At 70.6% G+C, this 17,478-nt stretch carries 14 protein-coding genes and 1 riboswitch; of the genes, 12 read left to right on the top strand and 2 right to left on the bottom strand.

What is annotated here, in order from left to right; translation table 11 throughout:
- Positions 1-157: 157 nt before the first annotated feature.
- On the bottom strand, positions 158-2,614 hold the full coding sequence (locus ACHBTE_RS04010; RefSeq protein ID WP_394721907.1) for a DNA topoisomerase (ATP-hydrolyzing) subunit A: 2,457 nt from the start codon (positions 2,612-2,614) through the stop codon (positions 158-160).
- Positions 2,615-3,138: 524 nt separating this feature from the next.
- Here ACHBTE_RS04010 and ACHBTE_RS04005 point away from each other — a divergent pair.
- From ACHBTE_RS04005 to ACHBTE_RS03990, 4 genes are all read left to right on the top strand, one after another.
- A complete protein-coding gene (locus ACHBTE_RS04005) occupies positions 3,139-4,518 on the top strand; it encodes a M16 family metallopeptidase (RefSeq protein ID WP_394721906.1) in 1,380 nt (459 codons plus the stop codon).
- The gene (locus ACHBTE_RS04000) at positions 4,515-5,903 is read left to right on the top strand and encodes a M16 family metallopeptidase (protein ID WP_394721905.1); all 1,389 of its coding nucleotides are present in this window, start codon (positions 4,515-4,517) and stop codon (positions 5,901-5,903) included. The genes ACHBTE_RS04005 and ACHBTE_RS04000 overlap by 4 nt, the downstream gene beginning before the upstream one ends.
- 214 nt (positions 5,904-6,117) lie before the next feature.
- A riboswitch (cyclic di-AMP (ydaO/yuaA leader) is annotated at positions 6,118-6,315 on the top strand.
- A 13-nt stretch (positions 6,316-6,328) separates the two neighbouring features.
- Complete coding sequence (locus ACHBTE_RS03995) at positions 6,329-7,114, top strand: M23 family metallopeptidase (protein WP_394721904.1); 786 nt, start codon at positions 6,329-6,331, stop codon at positions 7,112-7,114.
- Positions 7,115-7,305: 191 nt separating this feature from the next.
- Positions 7,306-8,001: a GntR family transcriptional regulator gene (locus ACHBTE_RS03990; RefSeq protein WP_394721902.1), complete on the top strand. Its 696-nt coding sequence runs from the start codon at positions 7,306-7,308 to the stop codon at positions 7,999-8,001.
- Positions 8,002-8,293: 292 nt separating this feature from the next.
- Here the strand turns inward: ACHBTE_RS03990 and ACHBTE_RS03985 are convergent, their stop codons facing one another.
- Entirely contained in the window at positions 8,294-8,575 is a 282-nt protein-coding gene (locus ACHBTE_RS03985) for an HPr family phosphocarrier protein (RefSeq protein WP_029382363.1), read from the bottom strand.
- 179 nt (positions 8,576-8,754) lie between these two features.
- Between ACHBTE_RS03985 and ACHBTE_RS03980 the strand changes: the two genes are divergently transcribed.
- The 8 genes from ACHBTE_RS03980 (at position 8,755) to ACHBTE_RS03945 (ending at position 17,462) form a co-directional block, all read left to right on the top strand.
- A complete protein-coding gene (locus tag ACHBTE_RS03980; RefSeq protein WP_394721901.1) occupies positions 8,755-11,616 on the top strand; it encodes a GNAT family N-acetyltransferase in 2,862 nt (953 codons plus the stop codon).
- A gap of 51 nt (positions 11,617-11,667) precedes the next feature.
- Positions 11,668-12,255 carry a DUF5998 family protein gene (locus ACHBTE_RS03975; RefSeq protein ID WP_394721900.1) on the top strand — a complete coding sequence of 196 codons (588 nt, stop codon included), beginning with the start codon at positions 11,668-11,670 and terminating at the stop codon, positions 12,253-12,255.
- Positions 12,255-13,448, top strand: coding sequence for an alkaline phosphatase family protein (locus ACHBTE_RS03970; RefSeq protein ID WP_394721899.1), 1,194 nt, complete (start codon positions 12,255-12,257; stop codon positions 13,446-13,448). The genes ACHBTE_RS03975 and ACHBTE_RS03970 overlap by 1 nt, the downstream gene beginning before the upstream one ends.
- A 222-nt stretch (positions 13,449-13,670) precedes the next feature.
- Positions 13,671-14,321, top strand: coding sequence for a thymidine kinase (locus tag ACHBTE_RS03965; protein WP_394721898.1), 651 nt, complete (start codon positions 13,671-13,673; stop codon positions 14,319-14,321).
- Between the two features lie 471 nt (positions 14,322-14,792).
- The gene (locus ACHBTE_RS03960; RefSeq protein ID WP_394721897.1) at positions 14,793-15,503 is read left to right on the top strand and encodes a hypothetical protein; all 711 of its coding nucleotides are present in this window, start codon (positions 14,793-14,795) and stop codon (positions 15,501-15,503) included.
- Entirely contained in the window at positions 15,439-16,431 is a 993-nt protein-coding gene (locus ACHBTE_RS03955; RefSeq protein ID WP_394721896.1) for a TIGR02391 family protein, read from the top strand. The genes ACHBTE_RS03960 and ACHBTE_RS03955 overlap by 65 nt, the downstream gene beginning before the upstream one ends.
- Positions 16,400-16,963 (top strand): hypothetical protein, encoded by a 564-nt coding sequence (locus tag ACHBTE_RS03950; RefSeq protein ID WP_394721895.1) that lies wholly within the window; start codon positions 16,400-16,402, stop codon positions 16,961-16,963. The genes ACHBTE_RS03955 and ACHBTE_RS03950 overlap by 32 nt, the downstream gene beginning before the upstream one ends.
- Entirely contained in the window at positions 16,956-17,462 is a 507-nt protein-coding gene (locus ACHBTE_RS03945; protein ID WP_394721894.1) for a DUF6415 family natural product biosynthesis protein, read from the top strand. Before ACHBTE_RS03950 ends, ACHBTE_RS03945 begins: the two co-directional genes overlap by 8 nt.
- Positions 17,463-17,478: the final 16 nt, after the last annotated feature.

Here is a 17,478-nt window from a genome sequence, read left to right as displayed (position 1 = left end):
CCCGCCTGCCGTGCGACGCCATGCACGCACTCTCGCCGCACCGGGCGCAGACCCACGTACAACCAGTACGAGGGTCCGCGCCCGGCACGCCGAGAGCACGCACCTGACGCCGCGCGGCCCGCCCTGCGGGCGGACGACGGGAATTTGACGACAGGCCCTAGGCCGGACCGGCCACCACCGCCACCGTCTTCGGCAGCGACACGCCCGAGCCGTCGCGGCGCGGGTCGATGTCCGGGAGGTCCACCGGGGTGCCGTTCTTCTGCGCCGCGCGCGCCGGGACGGCACCCGCCCAGGCCAGGGACAGGCAGTCCTCGCCCTTCAGGAACCGCTGGCAGCGGACGCCACCGGTGGCCCGGCCCTTGCGGGGGTACTGGTCGAACGGGGTCACCTTGGCCGTCGTCTGGACCGAGTCGTCGAGCGTGCCGCGCGAACCGGCCACCGTGAACACCACCGCGTCGACCGCCGGGTCCACCGCCGTGAAGGAGATGACCTTCGCGCCCGCGGTGAGCTTGATGCCCGCCACGCCGCCCGCCGGCCGGCCCTGCGGGCGGACCTGGGACGCCTGGTAGCGCAGCAGCTGGGCGTCGTCCGTGATGAAGACCAGGTCCTCCTCGCCGGTGCGCAGCTCGACCGCGCCGACGATCCGGTCACCCTCCTTGAGGGTGATGACCTCCAACTCCCCCTTGTTGGACGGGTAGTCCGGCACCACACGCTTGACGACGCCCTGCTCGGTGCCGAGTGCCAGGCCGGGGGAGGACTCGTCGAGCGTGATCAGGCAGACGACACTCTCGTCGCCCTCCAGGGACACGAACTCCGACAGCGGCGCGCCGCCCGAGAGGTTCGGTCTCGACGCTGTCTCCGGCAGCTGCGGAAGATCGATGACGTTGATGCGCAGCAGCCGACCGGTGGACGTGACCGCGCCGACCTCGCCCCGGGCCGTGGCCGGCACCGCCGAGACGATCACGTCGTGCTTGGAGCGCTTGGCATCGCCGTCCTCCGCGAAGGGGTCGCCGTTCGCCGTACGGGCCAGCAGACCCGTCGAGGACAGCAGCACCCGGCACGGGTCGTCCGCCACCTGAAGCGGAACGGCAGTGACCGGCGAGCCCGCGGACTCCAGCAGGACCGTACGCCGCTCGGTGCCGAACTTCTTGGCCACCGCGGCCAGTTCGGACGACACCAGCTTGCGCAGCTCCGCGTCCGAATCCAGGATCCGGGTCAGCTCGGCGATCTCCTCGTTCAGGCGGTCCTTCTCCGCCTCCAGCTCGATGCGGTCGTACTTGGTCAGACGGCGCAGCGGGGTGTCGAGGATGTACTGCGTCTGCACCTCGGACAGCGAGAAGCGCTCCATCAGGCGTTCCTTCGCCTGGGCGCTGTTCTCGCTGGAGCGGATCAGCCGGATGACCTCGTCGATGTCGACGAGCGCCGTGAGCAGGCCCTCGACCAGGTGCAACCGGTCGCGCCGCTTGCCACGGCGGAACTCGCTGCGCCGCCGCACGACCTCGAAGCGGTGGTCGAGATAGACCTCGAGGAGCTCCTTGAGGCCCAGGGTGAGGGGCTGGCCGTCGACCAGCGCCACATTGTTGATGCCGAAGGACTCCTCCATCGGCGTCAGCTTGTAGAGCTGCTCCAGGACCGCCTCCGGCACGAAGCCGTTCTTGATCTCGATGACCAGGCGCAGGCCGTGTTCGCGGTCGGTGAGGTCCTTGACGTCGGCGATGCCCTGGACCTTCTTCGAGCCGACCAGATCCTTGATCTTGGCGATCACCTTCTCCGGGCCGACCGTGAAAGGCAGTTCGGTGATGACGATGCCCTTGCGGCGGGCCGTCACCGTCTCCACGGACACGGTCGCGCGGATCTTGAAGGTGCCGCGACCCGTCTCGTACGCGTCCCGGATGCCGGCCAGGCCGACGATCCGGCCGCCCGTGGGCAGGTCCGGGCCCGGGACGTGCTTCATCAGGGTGTCCAGATCCGCGTTCGGGTGGCGGATCAGATGACGGGCGGCTGCGATGACCTCGGCGAGGTTGTGCGGCGGCATGTTCGTGGCCATGCCGACCGCGATGCCCGAGGCACCGTTGACCAGGAGGTTCGGGAAGGCGGCCGGCAGCGCCACCGGCTCCCGCTCCTGGCCGTCGTAGTTGGGTGTGAAGTCGACCGTGTCCTCGTCGATCGACTCGGTCATCAGGCTCGTGGCCTGGGCCTGCCGGCACTCCGTGTACCGCATGGCGGCCGGCGGGTCGTCGTTGCCCAGCGAACCGAAGTTGCCGTGGCCGTCGACGAGGGGCACCCGCATCGAGAAGGGCTGGGCCATGCGCACCAGGGCGTCGTAGATCGACGCGTCGCCGTGCGGGTGCAACTTACCCATGACCTCGCCGACGACGCGGGCGCACTTCACATAGCCGCGATCGGGGCGCAGGCCCATCTCGTTCATCTGATAGACGATGCGCCGGTGCACCGGCTTGAGGCCGTCGCGGGCGTCCGGCAGGGCGCGCGAGTAGATGACCGAGTACGCGTACTCGAGGAAGGAGCCCTGCATCTCGTCGACGACGTCGATGTCGAGGATCTTCTCCTCGTACGAGTCGTCGGGCGGAGGGGTCTTCGTGCTGCGGCGGGCCATCGCTGCCGGCTCCTCTTTTTCTGGTCGCTCGAGCGTTTGACGGATCTGACGCGGACCATTGTGGACCGTGGCACTGACAACCACCGACCAGGACCCGAATGTCGGTCTCCCGCCCGGCGTCCGAGAAGTGTCGCCGACGGACCCCGTCGCCGGCGAGCGAGGGGCCGCATCGGGCACCCACAGCCGCGCGCCGCGAGCGGTTCCGCCAGGGCAAGCACGCGCCGCGAGACCCTTCACTCGCCGGAGTGATCTCCTGCCGGACGATCGTCGGCACGGATGAGCCAGGGCGGGAGCGCGAATGGAGCGTGCCCGACCGGCCCCGCTCGCCGGGGTCGCCGCACGCGGCGGCGCAGAGCCCGGCGGGCCGTCCCGTGCCGCGGCTCCGGCTCGCGTTCACCGCTGTCCGGACACAACGTTCTGACCGGGAACTTCGCCGACCCTTCGGACGCTGCATACAGTGGCAGGAACTTATGCCGAACTGCTCGGCACAACGCAGTGCACGCGACCGGAAGGACACCTTGCCCATGGGTCACACGGCCACACCGGAGGCACAATCCGGCGGCCTCACCGCGACGGAGCACCGCCTGGCCAACGGCCTGCGCGTGGTGCTCTCCGAGGACCACCTCACGCCGGTCGCCGCGGTCTGCCTCTGGTACGACGTCGGCTCCCGCCACGAGGTCAAGGGCCGTACCGGACTCGCCCACCTCTTCGAGCACCTGATGTTCCAGGGCTCGGCGAGCGTGGAGGGCACGGGCCACTTCGAGCTCGTCCAGGGCGCGGGCGGCTCGCCGAACGGCACCACGAGCTTCGAGCGCACCAACTACTTCGAGACCATGCCCGCCCACCAGTTGGAGCTCGCGCTCTGGCTGGAGGCCGACCGCATGGGCAGCCTCCTGGTCGCGCTCGACGAGGAGGGCCTGGAGAACCAGCGCGACGTCGTCAAGAACGAGCGCCGCCAGCGCTACGACAACGTCCCGTACGGCACCGCCTTCGAGAAGCTCACCGCCCTCTCGTACCCGGACGGGCACCCCTACCACCACACGCCGATCGGCTCGATGGCCGACCTGGACGCGGCCAGCCTGGAGGACGCGCGCGCGTTCTTCCGCACGTACTACGCGCCCAACAACGCCGTCCTCACGATCGTCGGCGACATCGACCCGGAGCAGACGCTCGCCTGGGTCGAGAAGTACTTCGGCTCCATCGCGTCCCACGACGGGAAGCCCGCGCCGCGTGACGGTTCGCTGCCCGAGATCATCGGCGAGCAGCTGCGCGAGGTCGTCGAGGAGAACGTCCCCGCGCGCGCGATGATGGCCGCCTACCGCCTCCCGCATGACGGCACGCGCGAGTGCGACGCGGCCGACCTCGCGCTGACCGTCCTCGGCGGCGGCGAGTCCTCCCGCCTGTACAACCGGCTCGTCCGGCGCGACCGTACGGCCGTGGCGGCCGGCTTCGGCCTGCTGCGCCTGGCCGGCGCACCCTCCCTGGGCTGGCTGGACGTGAAGACCTCCGGCGACGTCGAGGTGCCCGTCATCGAGGCGGCGGTCGACGAGGAGCTCGCCCGCTTCGCCGCGGAGGGCCCCACCGCCGAGGAGATGGAGCGCGCCCAGGCCCAGCTGGAGCGCGAGTGGCTGGACCGCCTCGGCACGGTCGCCGGCCGCGCCGACGAACTGTGCCGCTACGCCGTCCTGTTCGGCGACCCGCAGCTCGCGTTCACCGCCGTGCAGCGCGTCCTGGAGGTCACCGCCGAGGAGGTCCAGGCGGTCGCCAAGGCCCGCCTGCGCCCCGACAACCGTGCCGTGCTGGTGTACGAGCCGGTCGCCGGCGAGGCCGAGGACCTGGAAGCCGCCGCCGACGGGGCCGCCCCCGCCGGGACCACCGACGAGAACGAGGAGTCGGCGCAGTGACCGAGCTCGCCAGCATGGAGTTCCACCCGCAGCCCCAGGCCGGCGAGGCGCGGCCCTGGGCGTTCCCGGCCCCCGAGCGCGGTGAGCTGGACAACGGCCTGACGGTCCTGCGCTGCCACCGCCCCGGCCAGCAGGTCGTCGCCGTCGAGGTGCTTCTGGACACGCCCCTGGACGCGGAGCCGAAGGGCCTCGACGGCATCGCCACGATCATGGCGCGCGCCCTTTCCGAAGGCACCGACAAGCACACCGCCGAGGAGTTCGCCGCCGAGCTGGAGCGCTGCGGCGCCACGCTCGACGCCTACGCCGACCACCCCGGCGTCCGCGTCAGCCTCGAGGTGCCCGTCTCCCGGCTGCCCAAGGCCCTCGACCTGCTCGCCGACGCCCTCAGGGCGCCCGCGTTCGCCGACGCCGAGGTCGAGCGTCTGGTGCGCAACCGGCTCGACGAGATCCCGCACGAGCTGGCCAACCCCTCCCGTCGCGCCGCCAAGGAGCTCGCCAAGGAGCTGTTCCCGGCGACCTCGCGCATGTCGCGTCCGCGCCAGGGCACCGAGGACACGGTCGCGGGCATCGACTCCGCCGCCGTACGCGCCTTCTACGAGCGGCATGTGCGGCCCGCCACCTCCACCGTCGTGGTCGTCGGCGACCTCACCGGGGTCGACCTCGACGGCCTGCTCGGCGACACCCTCGGCGCGTGGACCGGCTCCGCGGCCGAGCCGCGGCCCGTTCCGCCGGTGACCGCCGACGACGCCGGGCGCGTCGTGATCGTGGACCGGCCCGGCGCCGTGCAGACACAGCTGCTGATCGGCCGTCTCGGTCCCGACCGGCACGACCGCGTGTGGCCGGCGCAGGTGCTCGGCACGTACTGCCTGGGCGGCACCCTCACCTCCCGTCTGGACAAGGTCCTGCGCGAGGAGAAGGGCTACACCTACGGCGTGCGCGCCTTCGCCCAGGTCCTGCGCTCCGCCCCGGACGGCACGGGCGCGGCGATGCTCGCCATCAGCGGCTCCGTCGACACCCCGAACACCGGTCCGGCGCTGGACGACCTGTGGAAGGTCCTGCGCGGGGTCGCCGGCGAGGGGCTCACCGACGCCGAGCGGGACTTCGCCGTTCAGAACCTCGTCGGGGTGGCGCCGCTGAAGTACGAGACGGCCGCCGCCGTGGCGAGCACGCTGGCCGACCAGGTCGAGCAGCATCTGCCGGACGACTTCCAGGGGAAGCTGTACCAGCGGCTCGCGTCGACCGGCACCGTCGAGGCCACCGCCGCGGCCGTGAGCGCCTTCCCGGTGGACCGCCTGGTCACGATCCTCGTCGGTGACGCGGCCGAGATCCGGGAGCCCGTCGAGGCCCTCGGAATCGGTGAAGTCACCGTCGTGGCGGCCGAGTAGAGGTACCGGCAGTGCCGGACGACGGCACGCGCGCGTGAGGGGCCCCGGAGACCGCCGAGTCACCGGGGCCCCTTTATGCCCGAATTGAGGGAGAGGTTGCCTGTCTGCCCTGTGGGATGCGCTACAAAAGCCGCGATGCGTTTGGGGATTGAAAGTGGCCCCGTTTAGCGTCTTCCGGGCTGTCCGTCAGGCAGTGCGCCGCGCCCGCGGCACCGGACAGTCATCGCCGAGTCCCCGTACGGCGCGAGCCAGGGGAGCCGGGGACCCACCTCCTGCCGCCGCTATCGCGGCTGCAGGGGCCCAGTAGTCCCTGGGGTGAATCGGACGCCCGCGCGAGATCGCGAGGGGGTCCGTAGGAGACCTTCCTGCTCCGAACCCGTCAGCTAACCCGGTAGGCGAGAAGGAAGGAAAGGATCAGCCACTACATGGCGTTCACCTGCGCCACGGGGAAGAACCGCCCCAGCGGGAAGCACCGTAAGCCCGGCCGGTTCGAGCGCACCACGGCCCGTGCGGCCGGCGTCGCCGCTCTCACCGCCACCGGCGTGATGGGCACCCTGGCCGCCCCGGCGCTCGCCGCCGAGCCCGCCGCGGAGCAGACCGGCCTCATCCCGGTCATCACCGTCGACAACTCGATCGCCGAGCAGATCGACGCCCAGGCCGACGCGCAGGAGCAGGCGGCCGAGGAGGCCGCCGCCGCGAAGAAGGCCGCCCAGGAGGCCGCCCGTAAGAAGGCGGCCGAGAAGGCCAAGAAGGAGCGCGAGGCCAAGGAGCGCGCCGCGCGCGAGGCCGAGCGCAAGCGTCTGCTGTCCTACGTCGCCCCGATCTCCGGCTCGTACGTCTCCACCGGCTACAAGGCCGGCGGCGCCGTCTGGTCCTCCGGCAGTCACACCGGCGTCGACTTCCACGCCGGCAGCGGCACGTCTGTGCACTCGGTCGGTGCCGGCACCGTCGTGGAGGCCGGCTGGGGCGGGGCCTACGGCAACAACGTCGTGATCAAGATGAACGACGGTACGTACACCCAGTACGGCCATCTGTCGTCCATCGGCGTCTCGGTCGGCCAGACGGTCACCCCCGGCCAGCAGATCGGCCTGTCCGGCGCCACCGGCAATGTCACCGGACCGCACCTGCACTTCGAGGCCCGCACCACCGCGGAGTACGGCTCCGACATCGACCCCGTCGCCTACCTCCGCTCGCACGGCGTGAGCCTCTGACGGTTCCTCCACGTCTGCCCGAAAGCCCCGGCTCACCGAGCCGGGGCTTTCGGCGTTCGCGGGGATGTTCGGCTGTCCAAAAAATATCCATGGATTCCGGCCCGCCGTCGGAAATTCCGGCCCGTTGCCATAGAGTCACCCAACACACGTCATTCGTCGACGTTGCACGGGGATTAAAGCGGAGGTCGGTCATGCGTATTCCGGCGCACTCGGTATGCACCGCGATCCGGGACGATATCGTCGCCGGTGTCCATGAGCGCGGCAGCCGCCTCACCGAGGAACTTCTCGCACGCCGCTACGGCGTCTCGCGCGTCCCTGTGCGGGAGGCCCTGCGCACCCTGGAGGCGGAGGGTTTCGTGGTGACCCGGCGCCACGCGGGCGCGTGCGTCGCCGAACCGACCGAGCAGGAGGCCGCCGACCTGCTGGAGATGCGCACCCTCCTGGAACCCCTCGGCGCCTCCCGGGCGGCTCAGCGGCGCACCGAAGCCCACCTCAAGGTGCTGCGCGGCCTGGTCAGGTTGGGCCAGGAGCGTGCCAGGAGGGGGAACAGCGAGGATCTGCGCTCCCTGGGCGGTTGGTTCCACGAGACGCTGGCCCAGGCGTCCGGCAGCCCTGCCCTGACCTCGATGCTGACCCAGCTGCGCCACAAGATCGCCTGGATGTACACGGTGGAGCCGCCCGTCGACCCCATGGCCTGCTGGACCGAGCACGGCGCGATCGTGGACGCGGTGGCGCGCGGCGACGGTGAGCGCGCCCGGGCGCTCACGGCGCTGCACACCGAGCGCGCGACCTCCGCGCACCGGCTGCGCTCCGGCTCCGCCGTGGAGCGCAGGGAGCGTGTGAGGAATTCGCAACACCCCGTAAACATGCCGAGCCTGCGGCATTAACACGGGCGCCGTATACAAAGAGGGGATATTCGGCGGCGGAGAATTTCGACTGCCGTTTTCGGTGTGTCGTCAATTCGGTCGGCGACCGTCGGTCGCCCGCCGGAAAAGCCTCGGCCGGCTGCTGAAAAACGGCGAAGGCGCGCCCGCCGAAAGACAGCGAAGCCGCTCGCCGAAAGACGGCGAAGCCACGCCCACCGAAAGACAGCGAGGCCGGGCCGAAAAGCAGCGAAGCCGCGCCCGCCGAAAAGCGGACGCGGCTTCACCGTTTGCTGCGGAGACCCGCTCAGGTCCCTCAGACCGTCTCGGGCAGCTCCTCGAGGCCCTCGGCGACCAGCTTCGCCAGCCGGTCGAGGGCGGCATCCGCGCCCTCGGCGTCGGAAGCGAGGACGATCTCCTCGCCGCCCTGGGCGCCCAGGCCCAGGACCGCGAGCATGGAGGCCGCGTTGACGGGGTTGCCGTCGGCCTTGGCGATCGTCACCGGGACGCCTGTGGCCGTGGCGGCTCGGACGAAGATGGAGGCGGGGCGGGCATGGAGGCCCTCGGCCCAGCCGACGTTGACGCGGCGCTCAGCCATGTGTTGCTGCCCTTCGGTGTTCAGGGTTGTCTAGACCAGTTTCCCACACTCGTGAAGCACGCCGGGAGAGGACAAAACACCCCTCCTCCGGTGACCGTCGGGTCGCGGCCTCGACCCCACGTACATCCTGCACAGACTGCCTCGCGCCGTTGTCGTACGCGAGCCGTACTCTGGGCCCCATGCAGAGCGCCTCGGACCGGCACGAGTACCCCGCCCACTGGGAAGCCGACGTGGTGCTGCGCGACGGCGGCACCGCACGCATCCGCCCCATCACCGTTGACGACGCCGAGCGCCTGGTCAGCTTCTACGAGCAGGTGTCGGACGAGTCGAAGTACTACCGCTTCTTCGCGCCCTACCCGCGACTGTCCGCCAAGGACGTCCACCGCTTCACGCACCACGACTTTGTGGACCGGGTGGGACTCGCGGCCACGGTGGGCGGCGAGTTCATCGCCACCGTACGCTACGACCGGATCGGCTCCGACGGAATGCCCGCGTCCGCACCTGCCGACGAGGCCGAGGTCGCCTTTCTCGTCCAGGACGCCCACCAGGGGCGCGGTGTGGCCTCCGCCCTGCTCGAGCACATCGGCGCCGTCGCGCGCGAGCGCGACATCCGCCGGTTCGCCGCCGAGGTGCTGCCCGCGAACAACAAGATGATCAAGGTGTTCACGGACGCCGGGTACACACAGCAGCGCAGCTTCGAGGACGGCGTCGTACGCCTGGAGTTCGACCTGGAGCCGACCGACCGCTCGCTCGCCGTGCAGTACGCGCGCGAGCAGCGCGCCGAGGCGCGGTCCGTGCAGCGGCTGCTGGTGCCCGGATCCGTCGCCGTCATCGGCACCGGCCGCACCCCCGGCGGGGTGGGCCGCAGCGTCCTGGGCAACATCAGGGACGCCGGCTACTCGGGACGGCTGTACGCGGTGAACAAGGCGTTCCCGGCGGACCTCGAGGAGCTCGACGGGGTGCCGGCCCACCGCTCGGTGCGGGACATCGACGGGCCGGTCGACCTCGCGGTGGTCGCCGTGCCCGCCGAGTACGTCCCCGACGTGGTCGCCGAGTGCGGTCAGCACGGCGTGCAGGGGCTGGTCGTGGTCTCCGCCGGGTACGCCGAGAGCGGGCCCGACGGACGCCGGCGCCAGCGCGAACTCGTCCGGCACGCGCGCGCGTACGGCATGCGCATCATCGGGCCGAACGCCTTCGGGATCATCAACACCTCGGCCGACGTACGGCTGAACGCCTCGCTGGCTCCGGAAATGCCCCGTCCCGGCCGGATCGGGCTGTTCGCCCAGTCCGGCGCCATCGGGATCGCGCTGCTGTCCCGGCTCCACCGGCGCGGCGGCGGGGTCACCGGCGTCACGGGAGTGTCGACCTTCGTCTCGTCCGGCAACCGCGCCGACGTCTCCGGCAACGACGTCCTCCAGTACTGGTACGACGACCCGGACACCGACGTCGTCCTGATGTACCTGGAGTCCATCGGCAATCCGCGCAAGTTCACCCGCCTCGCCCGCCGTACGGCGGCTGCCAAGCCGGTGGTCGTGGTGCAGGGCGCGCGGCACGGCGGCGCCGCGCCGCAGGGACACGCGGTGCGGGCCACGCGGCTGCCGCACGCCACGGTGTCCGCGCTGCTGCGACAGGCCGGCGTGATCCGGGTGGACACGATCACCGAGCTGGTGGACACGGGGCTGCTGCTCGCCCGGCAGCCGCTGCCGGCCGGACCGCGAGTCGCGATCCTCGGGAACTCCGAGTCGCTGGGACTGCTGACCTACGACGCGTGCCTGTCCGAAGGGCTGCGGCCGTTGCCACCGCTGGATCTGACGACGGGAGCGTCGGCGGAGGACTTCCGCGCGGCCCTGTCGCGCGCGCTGGCGGACGAGACATGCGACGCGGTGGTGGTGACGGCGATCCCGGCCATCGGCGAGGGCTCACCGGGGGACGCGGAGCTGGCGCAGGCCCTCAGGTCGGCCGCCGAGCGGGTGCCCGGCAAACCGGTACTGGTGGTGCACGTGGAGCTGGGCGGCCTCGCCGAGGCCCTGTCGGCTGCGGCCAGCACGGCACCGCGCGCGGGCACGACGGCCCCCGGCACCGCAGGCCGAGACCGTGACCACCCCTTCCGCCCCCTGGACTTCCCCGCCGAGCCGCCGCCCGGGCAGTCGGACAGCGCCGGGGACGCCCCGGACGTCCCCCGCCTGATCCCCGCCTACCCCGCCGCCGAGCGTGCCGTCCGGGCCCTCTCCGAAGCCGTCCGGTACTCCCAGTGGCGACGCGAGGCGGCCGACCCCGGCAGGGTGCCCGAGTACGACGACATCGACGAGAAGGGCGCCGCCCGCCTGATCGACGGGCTGCTCGCGCGCGGCCAAGGACTCACCCTCGGCACGGACGAGACCGGCGATCTGCTCGGGAAGTACGGCGTCCAGGTGCACCGAGCCCTGCACGCCTCCACCCCCGAGGCCGCCGCCGACGCGGCCCGCACCCTCGGCTACCCCGTCGCCCTCAAGGCCACCGCCCCGCACCTGCGCCATCGCGCCGACCTGGGCGGCGTACGGCTCGATCTCGCCGACGAGGAGCAACTGCGCCGGGCGTACACCGAGTTGACCGCGCTGTTCGGGAAGCCGGAGGAGCTGCGCCCGGTCGTGCAGCGGATGGCACCGCGCGGCGTCGACACCGTCGTACGGGCCGTGATCGACCCGGCCGCAGGCGCCGTGCTGTCCTTCGGGCTCGCCGGAGCCGCCTCGCAGCTGCTGGGGGACATGGCCCACCGGCTCGTCCCGGTCACCGACCGTGAGGCGACCTCGCTCGTCCGCTCGATCCGGACCGCCCCGCTCCTGTTCGGCTGGCGCGGCTCCGAGCCCGTCGACACGGCTGCCCTGGAGGAGCTGCTGCTGCGGGTGTCACGGCTGGTCGACGACCATCCCGAGGTCGTCGCGGTCACCCTGGAGCCCGTCGTCGTCGCCCCGCACGGCCTGAGCGTCCTCGGCGCCTCGGTACGCCTCGCCCCGCCCCCCGCCCGCGACGACCTCGGCCCTCGCACCCTCCCGACGTACTGAGACCACCGCGACCGTGCCTCGCAGTCAGTGGGCCACCGTAGGATGGGCGTCATGGCCAAGACCAGTACGACGACCCAGGGGCTGCGTGCGGCGATCGAACGCAGCGGCTACTACCCGGCCCTCGTGGCCGAGGCGGTGGAGGCCGCTGTGGGCGGCGAGCCCATCCGGTCGTACCTGGTCCATCAGGAGACGACGTTCGACCAGAACGAGGTGCGGCGGCATGTGACCGTGCTCGTCCTCACCGGCAACCGCTTCATCGTCAGCCACACCGACGAGCAGGCCGCCGACAACACCTCCCCGACGCCCTACGCCACGACGTCCACGGAGTCCGTGAAGCTCGGCCGGATCTCGTCGGTCGTCGTCAGCCGCGTCGTCGCCAACCCCGAGCAGTACAGCCCGGGCACCCTGCCCCGGGAGGTCGTGCTCACCATCGGCTGGGGTGCCGTCTCCCGCATCGACCTGGAGCCCGCCGCCTGCGGCGACCCCAACTGCGAGGCGGACCACGGCTACACGGGCAGCTCGACGGCGGACGACCTCAGCCTGCGCGTCAGCGAGGCCGGTGACGGCCCGGAGACGGTGCGCCAGGCGCTCGCCTTCGCGCAGGCGCTCTCCGAGGCGACCGCGGATCTCACCCGCTGATGATCCAGGACACCGCCTGGGACCCGCATCCGGAGCCCCTCGCCGTCGCCTCCGCGCCGGTCCCGGAGTACGGCAGCGGCTCGCTCGCCGATCTGCTGCCCACCCTGGCCGCGGGCATGGCCGTACCGGAGATGACCGCCGCCATCCCCGAGCTGACCGCCGCCGACCGGAACTGCGTGTTCCTCATCGACGGCCTCGGCTGGGAGCAGCTCAGGGCGCACCCCGAGGAAGCGCCGTTCATGAGCTCGCTCCTCAGCAGCTCGCGCGGCGGCACCGGCCGTCCCCTCACCGCCGGCTACCCGGCGACCACCGCGACCTCCCTCGCCTCGGTCGGCACCGGCACCCCGCCCGGCGCGCACGGCCTGCCCGGCTACACCGTGCGCAATCCCAAGACCGGCGAGCTGATGAACCAGCTGCGCTGGAACCCGTGGACCCCGCCGCGCGCCTGGCAGCCGTATCCCACGGTCTTCGAGGTGGCGCACCGGGCGGGTGTGCATGCCGCCCAGGTCTCCTCACCCACCTTCGAGAACACCCCGCTGACCAAGGTCGCGCTCAGTGGCGGAACGTTCCTCGGGCGGCTGACCGGCGAGGAGCGCATGGACCTCGCCGCTGAGCAACTGGCCGCGGGCGACCGCTCCTTGGTCTACACGTACTACGCCGAACTCGACGGCGCCGGCCACCGCTACGGCGTCGACTCCGACACCTGGCGCGGCCAGCTCATGTACGTCGACCGGCTCGTCCAGCGCCTCGCCGAGCAGCTCCCGCCGCGCAGCGCGCTGTACGTCACCGCCGATCACGGCATGATCGACGTGCCCTTCGACGAGCAGCACCGCATCGACTTCGACGAGGACTGGGAGCTGCGCGCCGGCGTCGCCCTGCTGGGCGGCGAGGGCCGGGCGCGGCACGTCTACGCGGTTCCCGGCGCCGCCGGTGACGTCCTGACCTGCTGGCGTGAGGTGCTCGGCGAGCAGTTCTGGGTGGCCTCCCGGGAGGAGGCGATCGCGGCCGGCTGGTTCGGGCCGCGCATCGACGAGCGGGTGTATCTGCGCATCGGGGACGTGGTCGCGGCGGCGCGGGACGACGTCCTGATCATCGCCTCCGAGCGAGAGCCCAAGGAGTCGGCGATGGTCGGCAACCACGGTTCGATGACCCCCGCCGAGCAGCTGGTCCCGCTGCTCGAAGTACGCTCCTGAAGCTCCTCCCCGTCTCTCCTCGCTGCCGAAAGGTGCTCAACTCGACATGCCCGAGCTGGTGTTCTTCTCCGGAACGATGGACTGCGGGAAGTCGACCAACTTTCTTGGGTATTCGCCATCGAACGGCGGTGGCGTGGGTGGCTCCGTCGGGTTCGGGTGTGATGCTGTTCGTGTTGGCGGTTCCCGCCGTGTTTGCTTGATCCGAAAGGCTTTGCGTCCCTGATGTCCGAGTTGGTGTTCTTTTCTGGGACTATGGACTGTGGAAAGTCAACTTTGGCGCTGCAAATCGAACATAATCGATCGGCGCGTGGTCTGCAGGGGCTGATCTTCACGCGTGATGACCGTGCGGGTGAGGGCAAGTTGTCGTCGCGTCTGGGGCTGGTGACCGACGCGGTGGAGGCCGGGCCGGGGCTGGATCTGTATGGGTATGTGGTGGAGCAGTTGTCCCAGGGCGGCCGGGTCGACTACGTGATCGTGGACGAGGCCCAGTTCCTGCTGTCCGGGCAGATCGACCAACTGGCGCGGATTGTGGACGACTTGGAGCTGGACGTCTTCGCGTTCGGTATCACCACTGACTTCCGCACGAGGCTCTTCCCTGGCTCCCAGCGTCTGATTGAACTTGCCGATCGCCTGGAGACCTTGCAGGTCGAGGCGATGTGCTGGTGCGGTGCTCGGGCCACGCACAATGCACGCACCGTGGGTGGGGAGATGGTCGTCGAGGGGGAGCAGGTCGTCGTGGGCGACGTGGCTCAGTCGGCGGCGGAGGTCGGGTACGAGGTGCTCTGCCGACGTCATCACCGCCGACGGATGACGAGCGCCACGGCGCGGGCAGCGGCGCTGTCGCCGGACGTGCTGCCGGTCACCGCCACTTGACCTCTGGCCGACGAGAGGCGCATTGACTTGCTTGTCGGGCTCGCTGGCCATGAGGGAGCGGGAGGCTCTGGGCCGTGGGTTCGGGGGGCCTTGGTCGCAGGTTCGAGTCCTGGGCGGGAGCCGCAAAACATGGGGAGCCGGATCGGCGCCGGTCGGGGGTGGGTCGTTGGTGGTGACGGCGACCGTTTCGCTCTGAGTGCGAGGCGTGCCCGGGTGTCACGTAGCCCGACCCTACAGATCGTGAGGTGTATGGGCGCCGATCGCCGTACATCGTCATCGGGCCTGAAGCGAGGCACGGGTTCGGGGCGAGTTGAGAAGAGTGCTCAGTGCGGTCATAGGGGTCTGGTGAGTCGGGGGTGTCACACAATGGGCCCATGGCACTGATGGAGGCTGAGCGGGCGATCTTGGAACTGATCTACGGCTTGGTCATTCCGGATGGGGTTTGGCCGATGACGCACGGTCGATCTCCACATGGACCGCGAGCTCAACATCGCTGATACACAAGCCGCTCTGCTCGCCATCCCGGGAGGGCTCTTGGTGCACCCGTGGCGGGGTGCAGCGTTCTCGGACAATGACGAGATCAGGCTGACGCTGCAGGGCGTGGACGCGTGCGAGGGCGGTCGTGCGGACATCGACACGTTCGCCTCATTCCTCCGGTGGGTCTGTGAGCGTGAGCTGGAGAGGCCCATTGACGAAAGCGATGTCGTCGTCACCAGCCGACAGTACGCCGGCTTCCTGGGCCAGGACCTTGGCCCGGTTCCCGACCCGCAGCAGCCGCATCTCATGCCCGCGGGGCCCGAGGAGGTCGCCGCGCCGGTTCAGGCGGCGCGCGACGAGATGATGCGCCTCAGGATCCTCGGGGGGCTCGTGTCGAGCTTCTGGAGGGGCGCTGGCCACCAGCCCGATCGGCCGTGGGACTGGACGTTCACCGTTGATCGGCGTCGGCTTCGTGCGTACCGAGGACTGCGGGACGGCGCCGACCTCCTGGCACGCGAGGCCGATCGTCAGCCGCACGGCACGCTCACGGCCGCCCTCCCACTACCGGTGGCGGAAGCCAGCGGGTTTGTTCAGTCGGTGGAAGCGACGGATCAGGTCACGGTGACGGACAGTGCGGAGGTTGTGCTCCTCCCAGGACGCGGCAGCGACCCATTGCTGGCTGTTTCTGCGCGAGGACGTTGCTGAGCTGTGCGCCGCGGCATTGATTGACGGTCGCTTCGATGGCGCGATCTTTACAGCATTCCGAAATGTCGAGGCCGAGGTCCAACGCCGCACCGGATTTGTCGACGTGATCGGCGGTCGCCTGCTGGCCGCGGCATTCGTGGAGGACGGGCCTCGCCAGATCAAGGTCTCACGGCGGACCGGCGACCAACAGCGGCTGCACCAGATGTTCGACGGCGCGATCGGTTTGCACCGCGGCGACCGCGCTCACAAGGACAAGCCCAGCCTCGTATGCCGTACCAGAAGTGAGTGCCTGCGCGTGCTGGCCCACGCCTGCGTGCTCCTGGACCTCCTCGACCGTGACATGGCTGTGGCGCTGGCAGGTCTCGGCTACTCCCAGGGGGATGACACTCTCACCCTGCGCGTCGAGCGAGCCACCCCGGCCACTTGGGTTCTGATCGACGAACAGAGGTGTCAGGTGCAGCGCCGTGACCAGGCCGCCGTCACCATTTCGACTGCCGGCATCCCAACCGGCGCCCGTGATCGCTACCGCCCGCGTGATCAACTCCGTGTCATAGGTCGTCATATCCCGCCCGTCGTTCGCCGTTGGGATCGTCTGCGTGTGGACAGCAACGACCTGCAACGGCTTGCCGGCCACCTGGAGAAGTACGGTCTCCAGGTCACCGTCGACGACAGCGTGATGCGGCTGAATGCGACGAACCCGCTGAACAGCCGCCTCACCGAAGAGATTCTCGCCATGGGCGAGGCGACCAGTACGTCACCGGGTTTGACTACGCGATCGGCGAGCACGGACATGAGCAAGCCTGCGCCGAACGCATCGCCCGCATGCTCGCAGTCGGAACTCCGGCCACGGCCGTTCCCGCCTGGCCCGCCAACCGGCTGCCCGCGGAGGCTCATCGATGACGACCCCGGACACCGCCCACCATGTTGAGGCACACCCCGGCACCCTCATCCAGTCCAGAACAGACCGGCACCTGGCGGCCGGCCACTGGTTCCTCTCCGCTGCGGAAGACACGCAGCGGGCCCGGAGGGAATGGACCGAGAACGGGATCACGCTCCTACCGTGCGGAACTCTCTTCACGGCCGTCCGTCTCACCGCCGGCCTCGTGCACGCCGCCGCCGATAGCGACGACCTGTGGGACGTCGACGCCTACCTCGGTCAGGCGCTGCTCGGCGGGCCGGTGTTCGCCGACACCCGATGGCACCTTTACTACGCCCTCGTACCGGAGGGCGCCGACCGCCTGCCGTCTTGGAGCTACCGCACCGAGGACGCGGAATGCCTCGGTTCGAACGCCTACCTCGGCGTACCCGACCCCACGCGCACTGACCCGGGCGTCGGCTTCTCGTACTGGTGCGGGCCATCGCACAACCCCGAGGCGCTGTGCAGCCTGGACGCGGTCGCCCAGCTTCTGAAGGACGGCCGGTGCCGGCTCACGGCGGCGGAGGCGGACACCGGTGCCTGAGAACATGCTGCTCCCACTCGACGCAGACACGATTCGGACGGCGAACGAATCCGTACTGTGGGCTCCCCGCCTGCCGACCGGCGAGGGGCTGGACACCCTGAAGGAACAGCTCCAGGGGCATGTGCAGCTCCTGGTCCCGGACGTGCAGGGTCTCGCAACCCGCATGCTGGGCGAGATGCGACGGCTGGCGATCCACGTCGTCGTGCGCGCGTCCCAGCTCCTGGAGAAAGACGCCGACGGCGCCCCGGCATGCGACGCGTACAACCTCGCCACCATGACCCGAGCCCTCCTGACGCTGCACCAGCACCCCGGCCCGCTCGGCGAACCGACCGGCGCAGACGAGATCGACGATGAGATCCGCCGACGCCTGTGCGGCACCTTCTCGGAACTCGTCGCCGACGAGGAGTTGTACGAGCGGCGCAAGTTGGACAGCGACTCCAGCGACGGAATCCACGATTACGTGCACGCAGAGCTGTGCGTCGACGGCCGCCCCTCGTAGCTCCTGTGCCACCCCG

The organism is Streptomyces sp. M41, from assembly GCF_043673425.1.
Lineage (GTDB): Bacteria > Actinomycetota > Actinomycetes > Streptomycetales > Streptomycetaceae > Streptomyces.
Note: the sequence above shows the minus strand (reverse complement) of the source record. Positions and strands in the feature narration are given on the sequence as shown.